Source organism: Duganella phyllosphaerae (genome assembly GCF_001758785.1).
GTDB classification, from domain to species: domain Bacteria; phylum Pseudomonadota; class Gammaproteobacteria; order Burkholderiales; family Burkholderiaceae_D; genus Rugamonas; species Rugamonas phyllosphaerae.
Map to the genome: position 1 here is coordinate 137,633 of NZ_LROM01000082.1, position 19,837 is coordinate 157,469.

20 protein-coding genes are annotated in these 19,837 nt (G+C 63.6%); 13 read left to right on the forward strand and 7 right to left on the reverse strand.

What is annotated here, in order from left to right:
• Positions 1 to 44 precede the first annotated feature (44 nt).
• Positions 45 to 1,616, reverse strand: a complete 1,572-nt coding sequence (locus DUPY_RS11970) for a sensor histidine kinase (protein WP_070248292.1) — start codon at positions 1,614 to 1,616, stop codon at positions 45 to 47.
• A 162-nt stretch (positions 1,617 to 1,778) separates the two neighbouring features.
• Between DUPY_RS11970 and DUPY_RS11975 the strand changes: the two genes are divergently transcribed.
• Complete coding sequence (locus tag DUPY_RS11975) at positions 1,779 to 2,123, forward strand: hypothetical protein (RefSeq protein ID WP_070248294.1); 345 nt, start codon at positions 1,779 to 1,781, stop codon at positions 2,121 to 2,123.
• Positions 2,116 to 2,961, forward strand: coding sequence for an HDOD domain-containing protein (locus DUPY_RS11980; protein ID WP_070248296.1), 846 nt, complete (start codon positions 2,116 to 2,118; stop codon positions 2,959 to 2,961). Before DUPY_RS11975 ends, DUPY_RS11980 begins: the two co-directional genes overlap by 8 nt.
• A gap of 84 nt (positions 2,962 to 3,045) precedes the next feature.
• On the opposite strand, the gene DUPY_RS11985 is transcribed toward DUPY_RS11980, so the two are convergent.
• Entirely contained in the window at positions 3,046 to 3,384 is a 339-nt protein-coding gene (locus DUPY_RS11985; RefSeq protein ID WP_070248298.1) for a hypothetical protein, read from the reverse strand.
• A gap of 331 nt (positions 3,385 to 3,715) precedes the next feature.
• Here DUPY_RS11985 and DUPY_RS11990 point away from each other — a divergent pair, with 331 nt between their 5' ends.
• The 11 genes from DUPY_RS11990 (at position 3,716) to DUPY_RS12040 (ending at position 14,445) form a co-directional block, all read left to right on the forward strand.
• On the forward strand, positions 3,716 to 4,789 hold the full coding sequence (locus DUPY_RS11990) for a PhoH family protein (protein ID WP_141749518.1): 1,074 nt from the start codon (positions 3,716 to 3,718) through the stop codon (positions 4,787 to 4,789).
• A 3-nt stretch (positions 4,790 to 4,792) separates the two neighbouring features.
• Positions 4,793 to 5,293: an rRNA maturation RNase YbeY gene (gene ybeY / locus DUPY_RS11995; protein ID WP_070248300.1), complete on the forward strand. Its 501-nt coding sequence runs from the start codon at positions 4,793 to 4,795 to the stop codon at positions 5,291 to 5,293.
• Positions 5,294 to 5,372: 79 nt separating this feature from the next.
• Positions 5,373 to 6,257 (forward strand): CorC family transporter, encoded by an 885-nt coding sequence (locus tag DUPY_RS12000; RefSeq protein ID WP_070248303.1) that lies wholly within the window; start codon positions 5,373 to 5,375, stop codon positions 6,255 to 6,257.
• The gene (gene lnt / locus DUPY_RS12005) at positions 6,257 to 7,849 is read left to right on the forward strand and encodes an apolipoprotein N-acyltransferase (RefSeq protein WP_070248305.1); all 1,593 of its coding nucleotides are present in this window, start codon (positions 6,257 to 6,259) and stop codon (positions 7,847 to 7,849) included. The genes DUPY_RS12000 and lnt overlap by 1 nt, the downstream gene beginning before the upstream one ends.
• Positions 7,850 to 7,948: 99 nt before the next feature.
• Positions 7,949 to 8,881 (forward strand): glycine--tRNA ligase subunit alpha, encoded by a 933-nt coding sequence (gene glyQ / locus DUPY_RS12010; protein ID WP_070248307.1) that lies wholly within the window; start codon positions 7,949 to 7,951, stop codon positions 8,879 to 8,881.
• Between the two features lie 15 nt (positions 8,882 to 8,896).
• A complete protein-coding gene (gene glyS, locus DUPY_RS12015) occupies positions 8,897 to 11,011 on the forward strand; it encodes a glycine--tRNA ligase subunit beta (RefSeq protein ID WP_070248309.1) in 2,115 nt (704 codons plus the stop codon).
• On the forward strand, positions 11,011 to 11,598 hold the full coding sequence (gene gmhB, locus DUPY_RS12020; protein WP_070248310.1) for a D-glycero-beta-D-manno-heptose 1,7-bisphosphate 7-phosphatase: 588 nt from the start codon (positions 11,011 to 11,013) through the stop codon (positions 11,596 to 11,598). The genes glyS and gmhB overlap by 1 nt, the downstream gene beginning before the upstream one ends.
• A gap of 65 nt (positions 11,599 to 11,663) precedes the next feature.
• Complete coding sequence (locus DUPY_RS12025; RefSeq protein WP_371851784.1) at positions 11,664 to 12,365, forward strand: lysophospholipid acyltransferase family protein; 702 nt, start codon at positions 11,664 to 11,666, stop codon at positions 12,363 to 12,365.
• Positions 12,366 to 12,430: 65 nt separating this feature from the next.
• Entirely contained in the window at positions 12,431 to 13,357 is a 927-nt protein-coding gene (locus tag DUPY_RS12030) for a M48 family metallopeptidase (RefSeq protein ID WP_141749523.1), read from the forward strand.
• An 81-nt stretch (positions 13,358 to 13,438) separates the two neighbouring features.
• The gene (locus DUPY_RS27200; RefSeq protein ID WP_071651623.1) at positions 13,439 to 13,618 is read left to right on the forward strand and encodes a hypothetical protein; all 180 of its coding nucleotides are present in this window, start codon (positions 13,439 to 13,441) and stop codon (positions 13,616 to 13,618) included.
• A 179-nt stretch (positions 13,619 to 13,797) separates the two neighbouring features.
• A complete protein-coding gene (locus DUPY_RS12040; RefSeq protein ID WP_070248316.1) occupies positions 13,798 to 14,445 on the forward strand; it encodes a hypothetical protein in 648 nt (215 codons plus the stop codon).
• A gap of 11 nt (positions 14,446 to 14,456) precedes the next feature.
• Here DUPY_RS12040 and waaA read toward each other — a convergent pair whose 3' ends face one another.
• The 5 genes from waaA to DUPY_RS12065 form a co-directional block, all read right to left on the reverse strand.
• Positions 14,457 to 15,740 (reverse strand): lipid IV(A) 3-deoxy-D-manno-octulosonic acid transferase, encoded by a 1,284-nt coding sequence (gene waaA / locus DUPY_RS12045; RefSeq protein WP_070248318.1) that lies wholly within the window; start codon positions 15,738 to 15,740, stop codon positions 14,457 to 14,459.
• A gap of 1 nt (position 15,741) precedes the next feature.
• Entirely contained in the window at positions 15,742 to 16,764 is a 1,023-nt protein-coding gene (waaC, locus tag DUPY_RS12050) for a lipopolysaccharide heptosyltransferase I (RefSeq protein WP_070248320.1), read from the reverse strand.
• Positions 16,765 to 16,767: 3 nt separating this feature from the next.
• A complete protein-coding gene (locus DUPY_RS12055; RefSeq protein WP_070248322.1) occupies positions 16,768 to 18,150 on the reverse strand; it encodes a phosphomannomutase/phosphoglucomutase in 1,383 nt (460 codons plus the stop codon).
• Positions 18,151 to 18,330: 180 nt separating this feature from the next.
• Complete coding sequence (locus tag DUPY_RS12060) at positions 18,331 to 18,645, reverse strand: H-NS histone family protein (RefSeq protein WP_070248324.1); 315 nt, start codon at positions 18,643 to 18,645, stop codon at positions 18,331 to 18,333.
• Positions 18,646 to 18,710: 65 nt separating this feature from the next.
• On the reverse strand, positions 18,711 to 19,802 hold the full coding sequence (locus DUPY_RS12065; RefSeq protein ID WP_070248327.1) for an MraY family glycosyltransferase: 1,092 nt from the start codon (positions 19,800 to 19,802) through the stop codon (positions 18,711 to 18,713).
• Positions 19,803 to 19,837: the final 35 nt, after the last annotated feature.

Below are 19,837 nucleotides of genomic sequence, written 5' to 3' on the forward strand. Positions count from 1 at the left end.
TCCCCTGCAATCCCGCCTGGTGCGGGATTTTTTTTATGTCGAGGTTAGATGACAGGTGTTGCCGGTGTCACCGGTGTCACCGGTGTCACGCAGGGCATGCGCAGGGTAAAGCAGGCGCCCTGCCCCAGTACGCTGGCCACCGTGACGGTGCCGCCGAACTGCTTGGCCATCAGGTTGAACACGATATTCAGGCCCAGGCCGGTACCACCCTGGCCGCGCCGAGTGGTGACGAACGGATCGAATACCTTGTCGATCATGTCCGGCGCAATGCCCTTGCCGTTGTCGCTCACCTGCATCTCGAGCCAGTCGCCCTGGCGCGCCACGCCGATCATGATGCGCCCCTCCTCTTCCGGTTCGAACGCATGGTCCACGCAATTGAGCGTGAGATTGGTGAGCACCTGGGCCAGCGCGCCCGGGTAACTGTCGAGCACCAGGTCGGGCGGGCAGGCGATGCTGACCGTGATCCGGGTCTTCTTGAGCTTGGGCTGCAGGCTCGACACCACCTCGTTGATATAGCCGCGCAGCTCGAACCGGCGCCGCGCCTCGCTCACCTGGTCCACCGCGATCTGCTTGAAGCTGTGGATCAGGTGCGCCGCGCGGTAGGCGTTGTTCATGATCAGGCGCGTGCTTTCGGCAGCCGTCTCCAGGTAGCGGGTGATGTCCGACTTCTTGATATTGCCTTCGGCCACCGCTGCGTGGACCTTCTCGGTCGCCTCCATCAGCACCGAGGCGCTGGTGAGGGCGATGCCGACCGGGGTGTTGATTTCATGGGCCACGCCGGCCACCAGGCCGCCCAGCGAGGCCAGCCGCTCGGCTTGCAGCAGCGATTCCTGCGCCAGCCGCAGCTCGTCGAGGGCACGGGTAGTGGCCAGCGCGGCCTGGCGCGCCTCGTCCTCGGCCTCGCGGATGCGCTGGATATTCGATTTGACCTTGCGCTGGATGGCATTGAAACCACGAATGACTTCGCCCAGTTCGTCGTGGCGGTTGTCGGGCAACTCTTCCACTTCGTCGCTGTCGCGGGTGGCCAGGTCCACCAGGCCGTCGCGCAGGCGCTTGAGCGGATCGAAAACGATGCGCAGCGACAGGGCCAGCGCCGCCACCAGGATCAGGTCCAGCAGCAGCACCTCGATCACCTTGCGCCGCACCTCGGCCGCCAGCGTGGCCTCGATCTGGGCGCGGCTGAAATTGACCACCACCCGGCCCACGATCACCGGCTTGAGGGCAGCGCCGGCACCGCCGGAATCACGGTAGGCCAGGTCGGCCACCACCGGGGTGCCGCCGACGGCGGCGTCGGTTTCGATCGGTACCAGGGCGCCGTCCTCGCGCCGCAACCGGCCGGAGAACAGCCCGACCGAGGTGTCGTACACGCGGATCGAAACTAGTTCGGGGGGCATCATTTCGGCGGCCACGATGTTGTCGACCTTGGCCTTGTCCAGGTCCCACAGCGCCGAAGGCAAGCTCGTTTGCAGCCGCGCCAGCACGCCCTGGCGCAGCCGCTGGCTGCCCGCCTCGAGTTCCTGCGACAGGCTGTGCTGGGCATAGGTGCCGGAAATACCGAGCACGAGGGTGACGATCACCACGAACAGCAGCGTCAGGCGGCCTTGAATGCCAAACATCGAACTTTACCTCCCTCACGCTGAATTTGACCGCAACTGGTGAATGTAAGGTAAGCAATGCATCTTGGCAAGCAACGATCGGACAACACCGCGCGGCGCAAGCAGACTTGGAACGTTCTCAATGGTAATATCGATCCAAACAGGGAACCTCGGGAGACTGCAATGACAGGCACTTATCATCAACTGGCGCTGGCCGAGGTACGACCGGGCATGGTCCTGTCGGACGTGCTGCTCGACGTGCAGGGCCAGGTCCTGCTGCCGCAAGGCGCGGTGCTGACCGAAGCGATGCTGGCGCTGATGCCGCGCCACGGCATCGAAATGCTGCCGGTGGAAACCGGGGCGGTCTCGCCCGAAGAAGAGCAAGCCACGCGCCAGCACCACGAGGCGCGCATCGCCCACCTGTTCCGCAAGACCGACCCGGACGCCGGCGCCGACTGGGCCACCAGCCTGCTGCAACGCTTCGTGCGCGACTTCCGCATCGGCCGCCCGGAGCACCACCATGAGTAATACTGTCAGCTACGACGACGTGGTGCGCAACCTCGACGACCTGCCCTCGCTGCCGGCGGTGGTAATGGAGCTGCTCAACAGCATCGACCAGGACGACGTCGATATCTCGGTGCTGGCCAAAAAGGTGTCGCACGACCAGGCGCTGACCGCCAAGACGCTGCGCCTGGCCAATTCCTCGACCTACGGCTTGCAAGTGAAAGTGACCACCATCCAGCAAGCGATTACTTACCTGGGTTTCCAGACCACCCGCAACCTGATCACGGCCGCCGCCGTCACCGGCTATTTCGCCCAGGGCCACTGCCCGGGCTTCGACGACAAGGCGTTCTGGCGCCACTCGATCGCCACCGCCGCCTGCGCCAAGGTGCTGGCGCGCCACATGCGCTTCAACCAGGACTACGCATTTACGGCCGGGCTGCTGCACGATATCGGCCGGCTGGTGCTGGTGTCGTGCTTCCCCAACCAGTATTCGACCGCGATCGCCTGGCGCGACGAGCACGACTGCTATCTGCTGGCGGCGGAGCGGCACGTGCTGGGCGTCGATCACGTGCAGGCCGGCGTGGCGCTGGCCGAACACTGGAATTTTTCCGCCACCATGCGCCAGGCCATCGCTTATCACCACGACCCGGAAGTGCCGGGTGCGGGCTTTTTGGCGGCCATCATCCACGTGGCGGACGCGATGGTGCACGCGCTCGACCTGGCGCAGGTGCAGGACGACCTGGTGCCGCAGGTGTCGAACGTGGCGTGGACAGCGTTGGGGTTGGACGAGGAAATTTATTTGCAGATATTCCGTGAGACGGAATTGCAGTACGACGAGATTTCGATGGTGTTGCTCAGCTAATCAGCTGATCGGCCGACCTGGCAGCCTCGGCTCCCTGCCATGCCGGTCAAAGACCGGCGCGACAGGTGCGGAGCGCGGGGCGCATTAGTGATGTGCTACGTTTCCGGCCGAGGCCTTGTCGTTGTTGTTGCGGTCTTCAGGCTTCGGACGGCCCTGGGCGTCGGACAGGCGGTACTTGGTGCGGCGGTCGCCCATCAGGTCGCGCAGGTCGCGGATGCTCATGCCGGTCACTTCGTGCATGCGGATCAGCAGCGAGGCGCCTACCGGCAGGCGGTGGTGGCGGATCTTGCTGATGACCGGCGGCGCCACTTCCAGCAAGCGCGAGAGCGCAGCGTCGTTTTTCAGTTGCATCTTGCCCAGCAAAATGTCGAGCAGGTGGTTCGGGTTGTAGCTTTCCTGCGATGCGAGTGCGTGGTGTGCCATGATGTGTCCTCGTTGGTTGGGTGAACAGATATTGCTGGTCCGAACTTAAGGAAAACTTAGAGTTTTCAATAATTAACAAATGGACTTTTCCGGACCTTTGTCACGAATTGCATTTAAAGCAATATTATTCTATGCGCAAAAGCCGGGTTGTCCGATAGGCCGCCCGTATCAAGATTGTGCGGCATCAATCGCCATGTAGAAAACATGGCAACCATGCCATTCCAACACAGCGAGCGGCAGCGCGGCGCACGCAAGGGCGGCGGTCGGTCGTTTTACGCTAAACTAGCGGCTGCGCGCACCGGCGCCCCATCCTCCATAAAGCCCAACGCCATTGAAAACCAAGACCCCAGTCCAGCCGCACTACTTCGTCCCGGAGCCGCTCGATAACACGCGCCTGGCCCACCTGTGCGGCCCTCTCGATGAAAACCTGCGCCAGATCTCGGCGGCGCTGGACGTCACCATTTTCCGCCGTGGCGAGAAATTCATCGTCAGCGGCTACAATGCCGAACGGGCGGTGCAAATCCTCGAAAAGTTCTACGCCATCGCCAACAAGGTGGTGCCGATCGAGGAAGTACAACTGGCGCTGGTCGAGCAACGCGCCGGCCTCAACGCCGCTGCGGCAGCTGCCTCCACCCCGGATGCAGCGGCGCCGGTCAAGGAAGCCGCGCGCGCCGCTGCTGCCGCGCCGTTCGTCGAGCCCGACATCAACAGCCCGGTATTAAAAACCCGCCGCGCCGATCTGCGCGGACGCACGCCGCACCAGATCCGCTACCTGCGCAACATCCTCGAGCACGACATCAGCTTCGGCGTCGGTCCGGCCGGCACCGGCAAGACTTACCTGGCCGTGGCGTGCGCGGTCGACGCGCTCGAGCGCGACGCCGTCAAGCGCATCATCTTGACGCGTCCGGCCGTGGAAGCGGGCGAACGGCTGGGCTTTTTGCCCGGCGACCTGACCCAAAAAGTCGACCCGTACCTGCGCCCGCTGTACGACGCGCTGTACGACCTGCTCGGCTTCGACCGTACCCAGAAGATGTTCGAAAAGCAGGTGATCGAGATCGCCCCGCTGGCCTATATGCGCGGGCGTACCCTGAACCACGCGTTCGTGATCCTCGACGAGGCGCAGAACACCACGGTCGAGCAAATGAAGATGTTCCTCACCCGCATCGGCTTCGGCAGCAAGGCCGTGGTCACCGGCGACGTCACGCAGGTGGACCTGCACAAGAGTCAGAAAAGCGGCCTGGTCGATGCAGTCCAGGTGCTCAAGGACGTGCGCGGCGTGGCCTTCAGCCATTTCACCAGCGAAGACGTGGTGCGCCACCCGCTGGTGGGCCGCATCGTCGATGCCTACGAAACCGCGCAAAACCACGAGGCGGAAATCGCCCCCTGCTCAAAACCACCGCCCTGAAAAATGTCCGAAAAAAATAGTCCACCGTTCAGTCTGACCTTGTCGGTGCAATACCCCGACCCGCGCCTGAAAGCCCTGGTCACCCGTGCCAAGCTCAAGCGCTGGATCGGCGCCGCGCTGTTCGCGCCGGCCGAACTGACCATCCGCTTTGTCGATGTCGACGAAGGCCGCACCCTCAATCGCGACTACCGCGGCAAGGACTACGCCACCAACGTGCTCACCTTCGCCTACAACGAAGGGGAAGAATTGCCGGACGACGCGCCGACGCAGGCCGACATCATCCTGTGCACCGATGTGCTGGAAAAAGAGGCGGCCGAGCAGAACAAGACGGTGGAAGAACACACGGCGCACCTGATCGTGCACGGCGTGCTGCACGCCCAGGGCTACGACCACGAGGACGACGAGGAAGCGACCGAGATGGAAACGCTGGAGACTGAGTTGCTGGGAACGCTCGGTTTTGCCGACCCGTACGCCCAGGAAAAGACGGAACTTCCGCGAACATGACTGGTTTTTTGACAAAAACCGCTGAACCACACCATTTGGTGTATCCTATACCCCTTCAAAACAATGGCTCACGCCTACTATGCAAGAGCACTCTAGTGGCGTCAAAACTGACGCCAAACCCCATCGGTCGCTGTTCGAACGCCTGACCGCATTTATCTCCCCCGAGCCCGAGAACCGCGCGGAACTGCTCGAGGTTCTCCATGACGCTCACGAACGCAACCTGATCGACGCCGACGCCCTGTCGATGATCGAAGGCGTGTTCCAGGTTTCCGACCTGTCGGCGCGCGACATCATGGTGCCGCGCTCGCAAATGGATGTGATCGACATTTCCCGCCCGATCGAGGAATGGATGCCGATCGTGCTGGAAACGGCTCACTCGCGCTTCCCCGCCATCGAAGGCGAGCGCGACAAGGTAATCGGCATCCTGCTGGCGAAAGACCTGCTGCGCTACTACGCCGAAGAATCGTTCGACGTGCGCGCCATGCTGCGCCCGGCCGTGTTCATCCCCGAATCGAAACGCCTCAACGTGCTGCTGCGCGACTTCCGCGCCACCCACAACCACATGGCGATCGTGGTCGATGAATACAGCGGCGTGTCCGGCCTGATCACCATCGAAGACGTGCTCGAGCAGATCGTCGGCGACATCGAAGACGAATACGACTTCGACGAAGAAGAAGACAACATCCTGTCGATCAAGGAAGGGCCGCGCGGTCCGCGCTGGCGCGTCAAGGCGCTGACCGAAATCGAGCAATTCAACGAAGAGCTCGATACCGAACTGCCAGACGACGACGTCGACACCATCGGCGGCCTGGTCGCCAAGCACCTGTCGCGCATGCCGCACAAGGGCGACGTGTTCAATTACCAGGGCTTGCGCTTCGAAGTGCTGCGTGCCGACGCGCGCCAGATCCACGTGCTGCTGGTGGAAAAACTGCCAGCGGCACCAAGCGGCGGCGACGACCTGTAATGCGCTTTCGCCGCGCCGATCCCAACGCCCCACCCAAGCCACAGCGCAGCACCCAGGGCCGCATGTTGATGACGGCCGTGGCCGGCGCGCTGTGCGTGCTGGGCTTCGCGCCATTCGGCTGGTGGCCGCTGGAAATTCTTGGCCTGGCCACCCTGTTCTACCAGGTACTGCGCAGCAGCAGCGTCAAAGCTGCCGGCCTGATCGGCTGGGCGTTCGGCTTCGGCTGGACTGCCGCCGGCATCCACTGGCTCTACGTTTCCATGCACGACCACGGCGGCATGCCGGCGCCGCTGGCGGTGCTGGCGGTGGCCTTGTTGGGCTGGGCCATGGGCTTTTACGTGGCGCTGGCGATGGGCACGGCCGCCTGGCTGCGCAAACAATGGGCGCTGCCGCTGCCGGCTGCCAACCTGCTGCTGCTGCCTGCCCTGTGGTCGCTGTTCGAGTGGCTGCGCGGCTGGTTGTTTACCGGTTTTCCGTGGCTGTCGTCGGGCTACGCCCACAATCACAGCCCGCTGGCCGGCTTTGCACCGATCATTGGCGTGTATGGCCTCGGCTGGCTGGCGGCGCTGATCGCCGGGGCCCTGCTGCTGGTCTTCCACCGCACCCGGCTGCGCGCCCTGGCGCTGGTCGTGGCGATCTCGGTGGCCGGCGTGGGCCTGAGCTTTATTGCATGGACCCACCCGGAAGGCCAGCCGATCTCGGTACGCCTGATCCAGGGCAATGTGCCGCAGGAAGAAAAATTCGACGGCTCGCGCGTCGCTGCCGTGATGCGCCAGTACCAGGACGCCATCACCGCCGCGCCGGCCGACCTGATCGCCACGCCGGAGACGGCCATCGTCATGCTGCCGCAGCAGCTGCCGCCCGACTACCTGCCCGGCCTGGCGCAGTTCATGCACCAGACCAATAGCAACCTGATCCTCGGCATCCCGATGGCAGACAGCCGCACCGCGTATTTCAACAGCGTGCTCGGTATCAGCGCCAACCCGGGCGCGGCGCAAGTCGCCGGCGGCTACTACCGCTACGACAAGCACCACCTGGTGCCGTACGGCGAGTTCATCCCGTGGGGCTTCCGCTGGTTCGTCAACCTGATGTCGATCCCGCTCGGCGACCAGACCAGTGGCCCCGATATCCAGCCGGCGTTCCCGATCAAGGACCAGCGCGTGCTGCCCAATATCTGCTACGAAGACTTGTTCGGCGAGGAAATCGCCGCGCAATTGAACACCCCGGCGCAGGGCCAGCAGCCGGCCACCATGCTGCTCAACGTCTCCAACCTGGCCTGGTTCGGCGACACCATCGCCATTCCGCAGCACTTGCAGATCTCGCAGATGCGCACGCTGGAAACGGGACGCCCGATGCTGCGGGCGACGAACACCGGCGCCACCGCCATCATCGATGGCCGCGGCGCCGTGCGCGAACAGCTGCCGGTCAACACTACCGGCACCCTGGCCGCCAACGTCCAGGGCATGGCGGGCACCACGCCGTACATCGTGCTGGGCAATAAACTGTTCCTGGCGCTGGTGCTGTTATCAATAGGCGGTGCGTGGCTGTGGGCAAAACGGTCGCGGGCGGCGAAAAACGCTGCCACCTCCTGATAGATTAGCTCCAGCCCCCGTAAAACCCGCTAAAATTGCTCCTTTAGTGAAACTGCAACCCGCGCGCCTGCCCTGCTGGCGCGCCCTGGACCACACACGATGCTGACATTCCAACAAATTATCCTGACCTTGCAAACCTACTGGGACCAGCAAGGTTGCGCCCTGCTCCAGCCGTACGACATGGAAGTCGGCGCCGGCACGTTCCACACCGGCACCTTCCTGCGCGCGATCGGTCCGGAGCCATGGCGCGCCGCCTACGTGCAGCCATCGCGCCGTCCAAAGGATGGCCGCTACGGCGAAAACCCGAACCGTGGCCAGCACTACTACCAGTACCAGGTGGTGATGAAGCCGGCGCCGGAAAACATTCTCGACCTGTACCTCGGTTCGCTGGCCGCACTGGGCCTCGATCTCAAGCAGAATGACGTGCGCTTCGTGGAAGACGACTGGGAGTCGCCAACCCTGGGCGCCTGGGGCCTCGGCTGGGAAGTGTGGTTGAACGGCATGGAAGTGACGCAGTTCACGTACTTCCAGCAAGTGGGCGGTCTCGACTGCAAACCGGTGCTGGGCGAAATCACCTACGGCGTCGAACGCCTGGCGATGTACTTGCAGGGCGTGGAAAATATGTACGACCTGGTGTGGACGACCTGGGAAGAGAACGGCGCGGCCGGCGAACCGGTGCAAAAGACGCTGAAATACGGCGACGTCTTCCACCAGAACGAAGTGGAACAATCGGCCTACAACTTCGAGCACTCGAACACCGAGTTGCTGTTCGCGCAGTTCAACAACCACGAGTCGGAAGCCAAGCGCCTGATCGAAGCGCAGCTGACCCTGCCCGCCTACGAGCAGATCATGAAAGCCTCGCACAGCTTCAACCTGCTCGACGCGCGCGGCGCCATTTCCGTGACCGAACGCGCCGCCTACATTGGCCGCGTGCGTACGCTGTCGCGCCTGGTCGCGCAAGCGTATTACGAATCGCGCGAACGCCTCGGTTTCCCGATGGCGCCTGCCGCCGCTGCCACTGTCGCCGAATAATCAGAATTGAATAACATGACTCAAACCCTGCTCATCGAACTGCTGACCGAAGAACTGCCACCCAAGGCCCTTGCCAAACTGGGCAAGGCGTTTGCCGACGGCATCGTCAACGGCCTCAAATCGCGCGACTACCTCGACGCCGACAGCGTCGCCACCTCGTACGCCACGCCGCGCCGCCTGGCCGTGGTCATCACCAATGTGCGCGCCACGTCGCCCGACAAATCGATCCGCGAAAAAGTGCTGCCGGTGTCGGTCGCGCTGGACGCCGCCGGCAACCCGACTGCGCCGCTGGCGAAAAAACTGGCCGCCCTGGGCTTCCCCAACCTGACCGTGGCCGAACTCGAGCGCGCGCAGGACGGCAAGGCCGAGAGCTTCTTCTACACCTACACCGCCGCCGGCAGCGCGCTGCAAGCGGGCCTGCAAGCTGCACTGATGGAATCGGTAGCCAAGCTGCCGATCCCGAAAGTGATGAGCTACCAGCGCCCGGACGGCGCCACCGTGCAATTCGTGCGCCCGGCCCACCGCCTGGTCGCGCTGCACGGCGCCACCGTCGTGCCATTGACCTTGCTGGGTTTGACCGCGTCGAACGTCACCGAAGGCCACCGCTTCCTGACCGCTCCCGGCCAGCGCGACGTCACCATCGATGACGCCGACAGCTACGCCGCCACGCTCGAAGCACAAGGTAAAGTCCTGGCAGGCGTGGACCAGCGCAAGGAAAAGATCCGCGCCGAACTGCTGGCCGCAGCCGGCGCCGACCAGGTCTTGATGCCCGAAGCGCTGCTCGACGAAGTGACCGCGCTGGTCGAGTGGCCGGTGGTATACGCCTGCCACTTCGAGGAAGAATTCCTGGCCGTGCCGCAGGAATGCCTGATCCTCACCATGCAGACCAACCAGAAATATTTTGCGCTGACCGACGCCGACGGCAAGCTGCGCTCGCGCTTTTTGATCGTCTCCAACATCGCCACCGACACGCCGCAGGCGATTATCGGCGGCAACGAGCGCGTGGTACGCCCGCGCCTTTCCGACGCCAAGTTCTTCTTCGAGCAGGACAAGAAAAAGACGCTGGAATCGCGCCTGCCGCTGCTCAAGAACGTCGTCTACCACAACAAGCTGGGCACGCAGGCCGAGCGCAGCGAACGCGTGTCAGGCCTGGCCGGCTTCATTGCCACCCAGATCGGCGGCGACACCGCCATGGCCACCCGCGCCGCCAAGCTGTCGAAGGCCGACCTGCTGACCGACATGGTCGGTGAATTCCCCGAGCTGCAAGGCATCATGGGCACCTACTACGCCCGCAACGACGGCGAGCCGGAAGAAGTGGCGCTGTCCGCGTCCGAGCACTACCAGCCGCGCTTTGCCGGCGACGCGCTGCCATCGACCGTCACCGGCACCGCCGTGGCGCTGGCCGACAAGCTCGAAACCCTGGTGGGCATCTGGTCGATCGGCCTGCAGCCCACCGGCGACAAGGACCCGTTCGCCCTGCGCCGCCATGCCCTGGGCGTGCTGCGCATGCTGATCGAAAAGCGCCTGATGCTGTCGATCAGCGGTTTGCTCGAAGCGGCGGCCCAGCAGTTCACCGGCGTGGCCGGCTTTACCGATCCGGCGCGCGAAGTGTCCGCCTTCATGATGGACCGCCTGCGCGGCATCCTGCGCGAACGCGGCTTTTCGCCGAACGAGATCGAAGCGGTCGTGGCGCAGCACCCGGACCGCCTCGACGACATCGTCCAGCGCCTGGAAGCGGTCAAAGCCTTTGCGGCCCTGCCGGAGGCGGCCTCGCTGGCTGCCGCCAACAAGCGCATCACCAACATCCTGAAAAAGAACGAGGCTGCGCTGGCTGCCGCCGGCGAAAGCGCCACCGTGGTCGATCCGGCCCTGCTGCAGGATGAAGCGGAGCAGAACCTGGCCGCAGCGGTGTCGCGCGTGCAGCCCGACATCGACGCCGCCTTCATCCGTGGCGACTTCGAAGACGCCCTGAAAACCCTGGCGCAACTGCGCGATGCGGTCGATGCCTTCTTCAACGACGTGATGGTGATGGCCGAGGACGTTGCCCTGCGCAACAACCGCCTGGCCCTGCTGTCGTCGCTGCACGGCATGATGAATCGCGTGGCCGACATTTCGAAGCTGGCGGCGTAGTGGGTGCGCCGGCCTTCAAGCTGATCATCCTCGACCGCGACGGCGTGATCAATCACGACTCGCCCGACTTCATCAAGTCGCCGGCCGAGTGGATCCCCGTGCCCGGCTCGCTCGAGGCGATCGCGCGCCTGAACCAGGCCGGCTACCGGGTGGTGGTCGCGTCGAACCAGTCGGGCATCGCCCGCGAACTGTTCGACATGGTCACCCTCAACGCCATCCATCACAAGATGCACAGCCTGGCGCAGCAAGTGGGCGCCGACATCGACGCGGTGTTCTTCTGCCCGCATTCGGCGGCCGACAACTGCGACTGTCGCAAACCGAAGCCGGGCATGTTTACCGAGATCGCCCAGCGCTACAAGGTCAGCCTCAAGGGCGTACCGGTGGTGGGCGACTCGCTGCGCGACCTGCAGGCCGGCTATGTCAGCGGCTGCACACCGTACCTGGTGTTGACCGGCAAGGGCGAGAAAACCCGGGCCACCGGCGGTCTGCCGCCCGGCACGCAAGTGTTTGCCGACCTGGCCGCCATGGTGGCGCAGTTGCTTAAAACCGCGGCTGCACCGGCGCCGGCGCCTGCCATCAATCAATAAAGTATCTGGAGTCTGCATTGGGTCATCCGATTTTGTTTTTACGTTCGCTGCTGTTCACCATCGTGATGATCGTGGCGACCATCGTCTGGTCGCTGGTGTGCTTCCTGGCCGCGCCGCTGCCGTACAACAAGCGCTTCTGGGTGACGTCGCGCTGGAACGTGTTCATCGTCTGGTGCCTGAAGGTGATCTGCGGCATCCGCTACGAGATTCGCGGCGCCGAGAATTTTCCCGATGCGCCAGCCGTGGTGCTGTCGAAGCACCAGTCGGCCTGGGAAACCATCTTCCTGCTGCCTAACCTGCCGCGCCCGCTGGTGTTCGTGTTCAAGAAAGAGATTTTGTACATCCCGTTCTTCGGCTGGGCCATGGCGCTGATGCGCATGATCCCGATCGACCGCAAGCAGGGCAAGAACGCCTTCAAGCACGTGGTACGGATCGGCAAGCGCCGCCTGGCCGACGGCCAGTGGATCATCATGTTCCCCGAGGGTACGCGCATTCCCGTGGGCCAGACCGGCAAGTACAAGAGCGGCGGCACCCGGCTGGCGATCGCCACCGGCGCGGTGGTGGTGCCGATTGCCCACAATTCGGGCGAATGCTGGCCAAAAAATTCTTTTATTAAACGGCCCGGGCTTGTTACAGTATCGATAGGCAAGCCTATTTCTTCCGAAGGACAAACGCCGGACGGCATGATGCAACAGGTGGAAAATTGGATAGAATCAGAAATGCGCGTCATTTCGCCCCACGCCTACAACGCTGGCTCGACGACCTGACCACGCAGGCGCAGGCGGAGCCAACTCCCGCTCCAGCGGCGGCCCAGCCCGCCGCAGCTGCTGCTATCGACCAGCCCGACCTGTTCGGACGCGAGGCGCCGCCACCGCGTTCGGTGTACACGGCACCGGTCTGGTCGGTGCCACCACCGGCCGCCAAGCCGCCGCCGGTTTCTCCCTATATCACTCCGGCCGCGCCGGTTGCGCCACCCACCGTTGCAGTACCGGTCAAATCCCGCACGCCGGTGCCAACACCTGAACACAGCTCCAAGCGCCAGCTGCAAGTAGGCGAATTCATCCTCGAATACGAATTGCGCCGCTCGACGCGCCGCTCGATCGGTTTCATGATCGACGACGACGGCCTGCGCGTGACCGCGCCCAAGCGTGTGACCATCACCGAGATCGACAACGCCATCCGCACCAAGCAGGGCTGGATCCTGGCCAAGCTCCGCGAGCGCCGCGAACGCCGTGCCGCGCGCCTGCAAAAGCCGCCGGTGGAGTGGATCGACGGCGCCCAGCTGCCCTACCTCGGCGCCGACATCACCTTGCGCCTGCTGGTCGGCGGCCGCTACCGCAGCAGTTTCGACGCCGCCACGCGCGAACTGACCATGGTGCTGCTGCCGGGCGCCACCGAGAGCGCCCTGAAGGAACGGGTCAAAGCCTGGTACCAGCAGGAAGCCAAGCAGCTGTTCGTGCAGCGCCTGGACCTGTACGCGGACCGCCTGGGCGTGCATTACAGCTCGTTCGGCCTGTCGTCGGCCGGCACGCGCTGGGGCTCGTGCACGGCCGACCGCAAGATCCGTCTGAACTGGAAGCTGATCCACTTCTCGCTGCCGCTGATCGACTACGTGGTGGCACACGAGCTGGCGCACACGCTGGAGATGAACCACAGCGCCGCTTTCTGGGACACGGTGGGCCTGATCTACCCGGAATACGACGACGCCCGCAACCTGCTGCGCAAGCGAGCCCAGGAATTGCCCGTCCTCTTCAGCTAAAGCTTTGCCTGGCCGAAACGAGTGCGGCATAAAAGGTCGCCGTGTCAAAATGACACTTCATTACTCTCTTGCGAGGCTGCCATGGAAAACACATCCCCCCTCAACCCCGGTGACGACGCGCCCGCCGGCACGCCCGGCACCGGTGAAGATGTCTGCCCGATCTGTCACGGCAGTGGCCAGGTCGAGCAGGATGGCGATAACGTCTCGTGCGCCAATTGCGGTGGCACCGGCATGGTCATCGAGGGTATCGGTGGCGGGTGACTTGTTGGGCGCGTGCGTCATGTCTTAAATTGTTCTGGTCAACAAGGATGGGGAAGCCGCAAAATAGGCGCCCTCACCTTATTTCGATCAGGAAACCAATGTTCGTTCAACGCTTGCGCCAACTTATCCCATCGACCCTTTTAGTGGTCGCGTTCGCTTCTGTACTGACTGGTTGCGCGATGACACAGCCGCGCACCCTTGAAGAAGACCGCAATGTCAAAAAAGTCGCCATTGTGTCGCTGCTTGAAGAAAAAACACCGGTGGCTCACTTCGGACTGACGGTATTCAATAACGATTACAAGATAGTCGACCAAAAAGGCGAACTGAACCGCACTGCCTTGCGCGTGGTCGAGGAGCGCTTGCACGCGGCCCGTCCGCAGTGGTCGATCGTGGCAGTTCCAACCGACGCTGCGCTGGCGGCCAAATTGAACGATGGCATACCGTGGGTATCGTTTACCAATCGCGTCAAACCTGAACTGCTGGCCATCGCGCGCGACACCGGTGCCGACCTGGTATTCGTCATGCTCGATACCACCAGCGACAATACGCAGGCTCGCGGCATGGGCATCCGCACCCGCACCATGAACAAGGATAACGTGGGTAACGCCATGGTGCATGCGCGCATCATGTTGGCGCTGCTGGACAAGAATGGCGAGGAAATCCGCCGCGCTGGCGGCCCTGATGGCAGTGTGCCGGCCGCAGAGATCGGACTCAACTACGATTTGTCGAGCCTGCAGGATCCTGCCGTGGAACAGCGCGCGGCCGCAGCAATTCGCAAACAGCTGGAAGCGACGTTAATAGAAGCCACCACCAGCATGGGTTACTGATCGGCGGCCGTTCAGCCCAATAGTTCTGGCAGCAAGGCCAGCGTGCGGGCCGTGGCGCCACGGTGCTGGTTGGCGAACGCCAGCGCCTTGGCGCCCATGGCGCTGCGCACTTCCGTGTCGTTGAGCAGGGTTACTGCCTGCGCCATCAGGTCGGGAGCGTCGGCCACGCGCACGGCGCCGCCTGCTGCCACCGCTTCCTGCGTGACCAGTTCGAAATTGAAGGTATGCGGGCCGATCAATACCGGCTTGCCGAGGGCGGCCGGTTCGATCAGGTTCTGGCCGCCCAGCGGCAGCAGGCTGCCGCCCACGAACGCAACGTCGCATACGTAGTAGTAGGCAAACATTTCCCCCATCGAGTCGCCGAGCACCACGTCGATATGGGCCGCCAGCGGCGTACCCAACTCCAGCGTGCTGCGGCGCTGCACGTTCAGTCCCTGCCAGCCGATCAGTTTTTCCACGTCGTTGAAGCGCTGCGGATGACGGGGCACGATCAGCAGCAAGGTCTTGGCCGGCAAATCCGCACGGGCGCGGCGAAACGCTTCGAGGATCAGGGCTTCTTCACCGTCGCGGGTGCTGGCGCACAGCAGCACCGGCCGCGTGCCAATAGCGGCACGCAGGCTGGCGCCCACCGCCAGCGCCGCTGGGGGCACCACCACGTCGAACTTGATGCTTCCGGTTACTTCCACGCGTGGCACACCCAGGGTGCGCACGCGCGCGGCGTCGGCTTCGGTTTGTGCAGCAACCAGCGTGATGCCCTGCGCCGCTTCGCGGATCAGCACACCAAGGCGCTGCGCCTTGCCCAGCGAACGCTGCGACAGACGCGCGTTGGCCAGCAGCACCGGCACACCGCGCCGGCCACAAATGGCGATCAGGTTGGGCCACACCTCGGTTTCCATCAGGATGCACATCGCCGGCTTGAAATGCCGGATGAAACTGGACACCATCGGGCCGGTGTCGTACGGCAGGTACGCTTGCACCAGCCGCGCGCCATGCCTGGCGAAAAGGGTGCGGCCGGTCGCGCGGCCGGTAGGCGTCATATGGGTCAGCACCACCCGGCTGTGCGGATATTCGGCCAGCAAGGCATCGATCAGCGGCTCGGCGGCGCGGGTCTCGCCCACCGATACGGCGTGCACCCACACTACCGGCGCTGCGGCTGACGAAACAGCCTTACCGTAAAAACCCAGGCGCTCGGCCCAATGCTGGCGGTAGCCCGGTTCTCGGCGCCCGCGCAGCCACAGGCGCGCCAGCACCAGCGGCAACGCCAGCCACCACGCCAACGAATAAAGCAGGCGCATGTCAGGCCCCTGCCAGCAGGGTGCGGGCGGCGGTCAGCACCTGCGCCACCGTCGGCGGTGCGCCGGTGTCGCCGAGGTTAATGATGCGCGGCGACCAGTTGCCCTCGGTCTTCCAGCGCGGCGAGTCGGCGTAAATTTCCACCGTGGGCCGCACGAATGCAGCGGCGATATGGGTCAAGCCGGTGTCGACGCCGATCACCAGGTCGGCGCGGCGCGCCAGCAGCACGGCGTCGGCCATCGACAGCTTGGGCAGCAGCTGCGCATTGGGCAGGCCGGCTGCCAGTTGCTCGGCTTCGGCCTTTTCTTTCGGTGAGCCCCACGGCAGCAGGATCGGCATGGGAGCAGGCTCGTCCGCCAAGGCGCGGCCCAACGCGATCCAGTGCTGCGGCGCCCATTTCTTGGCGTCGCGCGCGGTGCCGTGGAAGAACACGGTATAGGCGGGGGGCATCCAGTCGGGACGCGGGGTGTCGGCAGCGAGCGGCGCCAGGCCGAAGTCGGCTGGCGTATCGACAGGGTAGCCGAGCGCAGCGCCGGCAACGATGCGTCCACGCGCCACCGCGTGGGTATGCGGATCGGTCGGCACACTGAGATTATGGAAGATGCGCGAAACGCCTTCGTAACCGGAACCTTCGCTGCCGTTGGCCATGCCGACCTTGCGCCCGCCCTTGACGACGCGCGCAGCGCCCATGATCACGCCGGTCTTGAGCAGGCCCTGGGTGTCGAACACATAGTCGTATTCCTGCGCGCGCAAGGTGCGAAAAAATGCCTTGATTTCGGCCCGGGTCTCGGGCTTGCCCAGGCTTTTGCGCCAGCGCCGCAAGGCGAATGGAATGATGGTGCGCACCCGGGGGTTGAGCCGCACCAGGCTGACAAAGCCCTCTTCCACCACCCAGTCGATATTGGCGTCCGGGAAGTGGCGGGCGATGTCTGCCACCATGGGCAGGTTATGCAGGACATCGCCCAGCGACGACACGCGCACCAGCAAAATATTCAACGGCTTGCCGCCGCGCGCTTGCGTCACCATGGGTTAGAACGGCAATTCGGCGTCCGGCTTGGCGGCCAGGATCACGCTGCGGAACTGGCCCTGGATGCGCGCCAAAGCTGCCGGCGTCTCGGCTTCGAAACGCATCACGATCACCGGCGTGGTGTTGGACGAACGCGCCAGGCCGAAACCGTCCTCGTATTCCACGCGCAGGCCGTCGATGGTGATGATCTGCTTATTGCCCGGGAACTCGGCGTTGGCGCGCAGGTGGTCCATGACGATGAAGTTCTCGCCTTCGGCCAGGTGCAGGTGCAACTCGGGCGTGCTGTCGGACTGCGGCAGCGCGTTGAGCAGCGCCGACGGGTCGGCCTGTTTGGTCAGGATTTCCAGCATGCGGGCGCCGGCGTACAGGCCGTCGTCGAAACCGTACCAGCGGTCCTTGAAGAAGATGTGGCCGCTCATTTCGCCGCCCAGCGGGGCGCCGGTTTCCTTCAGCTTGGCTTTCACCAGCGAGTGGCCGGTCTTGTACATCAATGGCACGCCGCCCGATTTTTCGATGTACGGCGCCAGGTGGCGCGTGCACTTGACGTCATACAGGATCTGCTCGCCAGGATTGCGCGACAGCACATCTTCGGCAAACAACATCATCTGGCGATCCGGATAAATGATCTGGCCATCCTTGGTCACCAGGCCCAGGCGGTCGCCGTCGCCGTCGAAGGCGAGCCCGATCTCGGCATCGGTTTCTTGCAGGCAGCGGATCAGGTCCTGCAGGTTTTCCGGGTGGGCCGGATCGGGATGGTGGTTGGGGAAGGTGCCGTCCACTTCGCAGAACAGCTCGATCACTTCGCATCCCATGCCCCGATACAGGTCGCCGGCAAACGCGCCGGCCACGCCGTTGCCGCAATCGACGGCGATCTTGATCGGGCGCGACACCTTGACGTCGCCGATGATGCGCTCGAGATACCGGGCGCGGATGTCGTGGGTGGCGTAGGTGCCCGGCACGGCGGCCGTGGAACCATCGTGATCGACGATGCTCTGGTACAAGGCTGTGATCGAATCACCGTGAATGGCCTCGCCAGCCAGCACCATCTTGAAGCCGTTGTAGTCGGGGGGATTGTGGCTGCCGGTGACCATGATGCCCGACGCCGCACCGAGCACGTTGGTGCCGAAATACACCATCGGCGTGGCGACCACGCCCAGGTCGATCACATTGGCGCCCGCCGCCTGCAGTCCTTGCGCCAACGCAGCCGTCAGGGCCGGGCCCGAGAGACGACCGTCGCGGCCGATCACCACGGTATGCTCGCCCTTGGCCAGGGCGGCCTGGCCGAACGCCTGGCCGATCTGGCGGGCGACGCCCTCGTCGAGGGTTTTATCGATGATGCCGCGAATGTCGTAAGCTTTGAAGATCGTTTTGGATAAGGAAACCATAGTGTGTAGGAGCGCAGGTCGTGCCAGTGCCGGCGGCGCAGACCGTCAAGCAAGAGCGGATTAAAGGGAAGTGGCTGCAGCAGGATGAAGCATGATGTCAAACTGCGATAATGGTGACATAGTAAGTGCGATATCGACGACAGGCAAGCCCTGCCGCCGCAAGCCGAACATTTCAGTTACTTAAATTTTCAGGCCGGCGATATCGTTGCCGCCATCGACCCAGTCCTTGACCCATTTCGGCTGGCGGCCACGGCCGGTCCATTGCTGCGATGCGTCGGCCGGATTGCGGTAGCGCGCTGCGACCGGGCCGGTACGGCCACCACGCACGGGGAGGCTGCCCAGCAGTTCCTTGAGCGGCAAACCGACGCCGCGCGCGATGGCGTGGATTCGCTCGAGCGCCTCGGCCCTGCCCTGGGTGGCGCGCTGCGCCAATTCATCTTTTAACTGGTCCTGCAATTGACGTAATTGCGCGGAAGTTAATTTACTCAGGTCCATGTCGATCCTTTAAGTGATAACGAACTATTTTCGCCGGCAGAATATATTACCTCATCACGGAAAAGTCACGGTTTCTTATGCCGTATCATCCAGCGCGGGGCTTTAAAACGCACGATGCGCACATAAATCCAGATATAGCTGGCCATAAATACCAGGCAACAGCCCATTAACACCGGCGTGTTATTCCAGAACAGGGTGGCCGGTATCACTGCCGAGAGCGAGAACAGCCACAAATAAGGGGAAGTGAGCGAATTGCGGCGCACCAGCGCCCGCGCTTCCTTGCGCCCCACTGCCCATTGCACCACCCGCCGAAAGATCAGGCTATGCAAATGGATGCCATCGGGTATGGCCGGGGATTTTCCGCGAACAAACATTCTGCGGTACACCGAGAACAGGGTTTCAAATGCGGGATAAATTAATAACAATGCCGCGTACCAGGTCGACACCTCGGGATTACGCATCACCAGCAACAAGGCCAGTTCTCCCAGCATGAAACCGATGAAATAAGCGCCGCCATCGCCGAGAAAGATCAGCCCTACCGGATAATTCCAGATCAGGAAACCGGCGGTGGCGCCGGCCACCATCAGCGCGGCCACCAGCACGAAAGTATCGCTCACTTGCAACGCCACATAGCCGAGCGAGAGCAACATGCAGATGCATACCACGCTGGCCAGGCCATTGAAGCCGTCGATGATGTTGACCGCGTTGGCGATGCCGGAGACCGCCAGCACCGTCAGCGGCAAGGTAAACCACCAGTGGCTCAGCGCCAGCACGGCAAACGGCCAGTCGATGCGGTCGATGCGGGCGTCGAGCAGGAAGAACCCGAGCCCGGCGGCAATCATGGTCAGCAGCAGGCGCCGCGCCGGGCTCACCCGCCCCGTGTAATCCTCGATGATGCCGCCGGCGAACGCTACCGCCGAGCACAGCAACAAGCCTGCCAGCCATGCGCCCATGGTGGGCACGCGCCAGACGGAAATGGCGGAACTGAGCGCCACCGCCAGGAAAATCGACAATCCGCCGATGCGCGCCACCCGGTGCGCATGCACTTTCTGCACGCCGGCCACGTCATCGAGCGCGGCCCCGTGCAGCCGCGATTCCTTGATTACCAACAAGGTCAGGAGCGCGGAAGCGATAAAGCTCAACAAGAAAGAAAACATAGATGGTCCATGGTACCGAAGGCGCCTGCTACGTC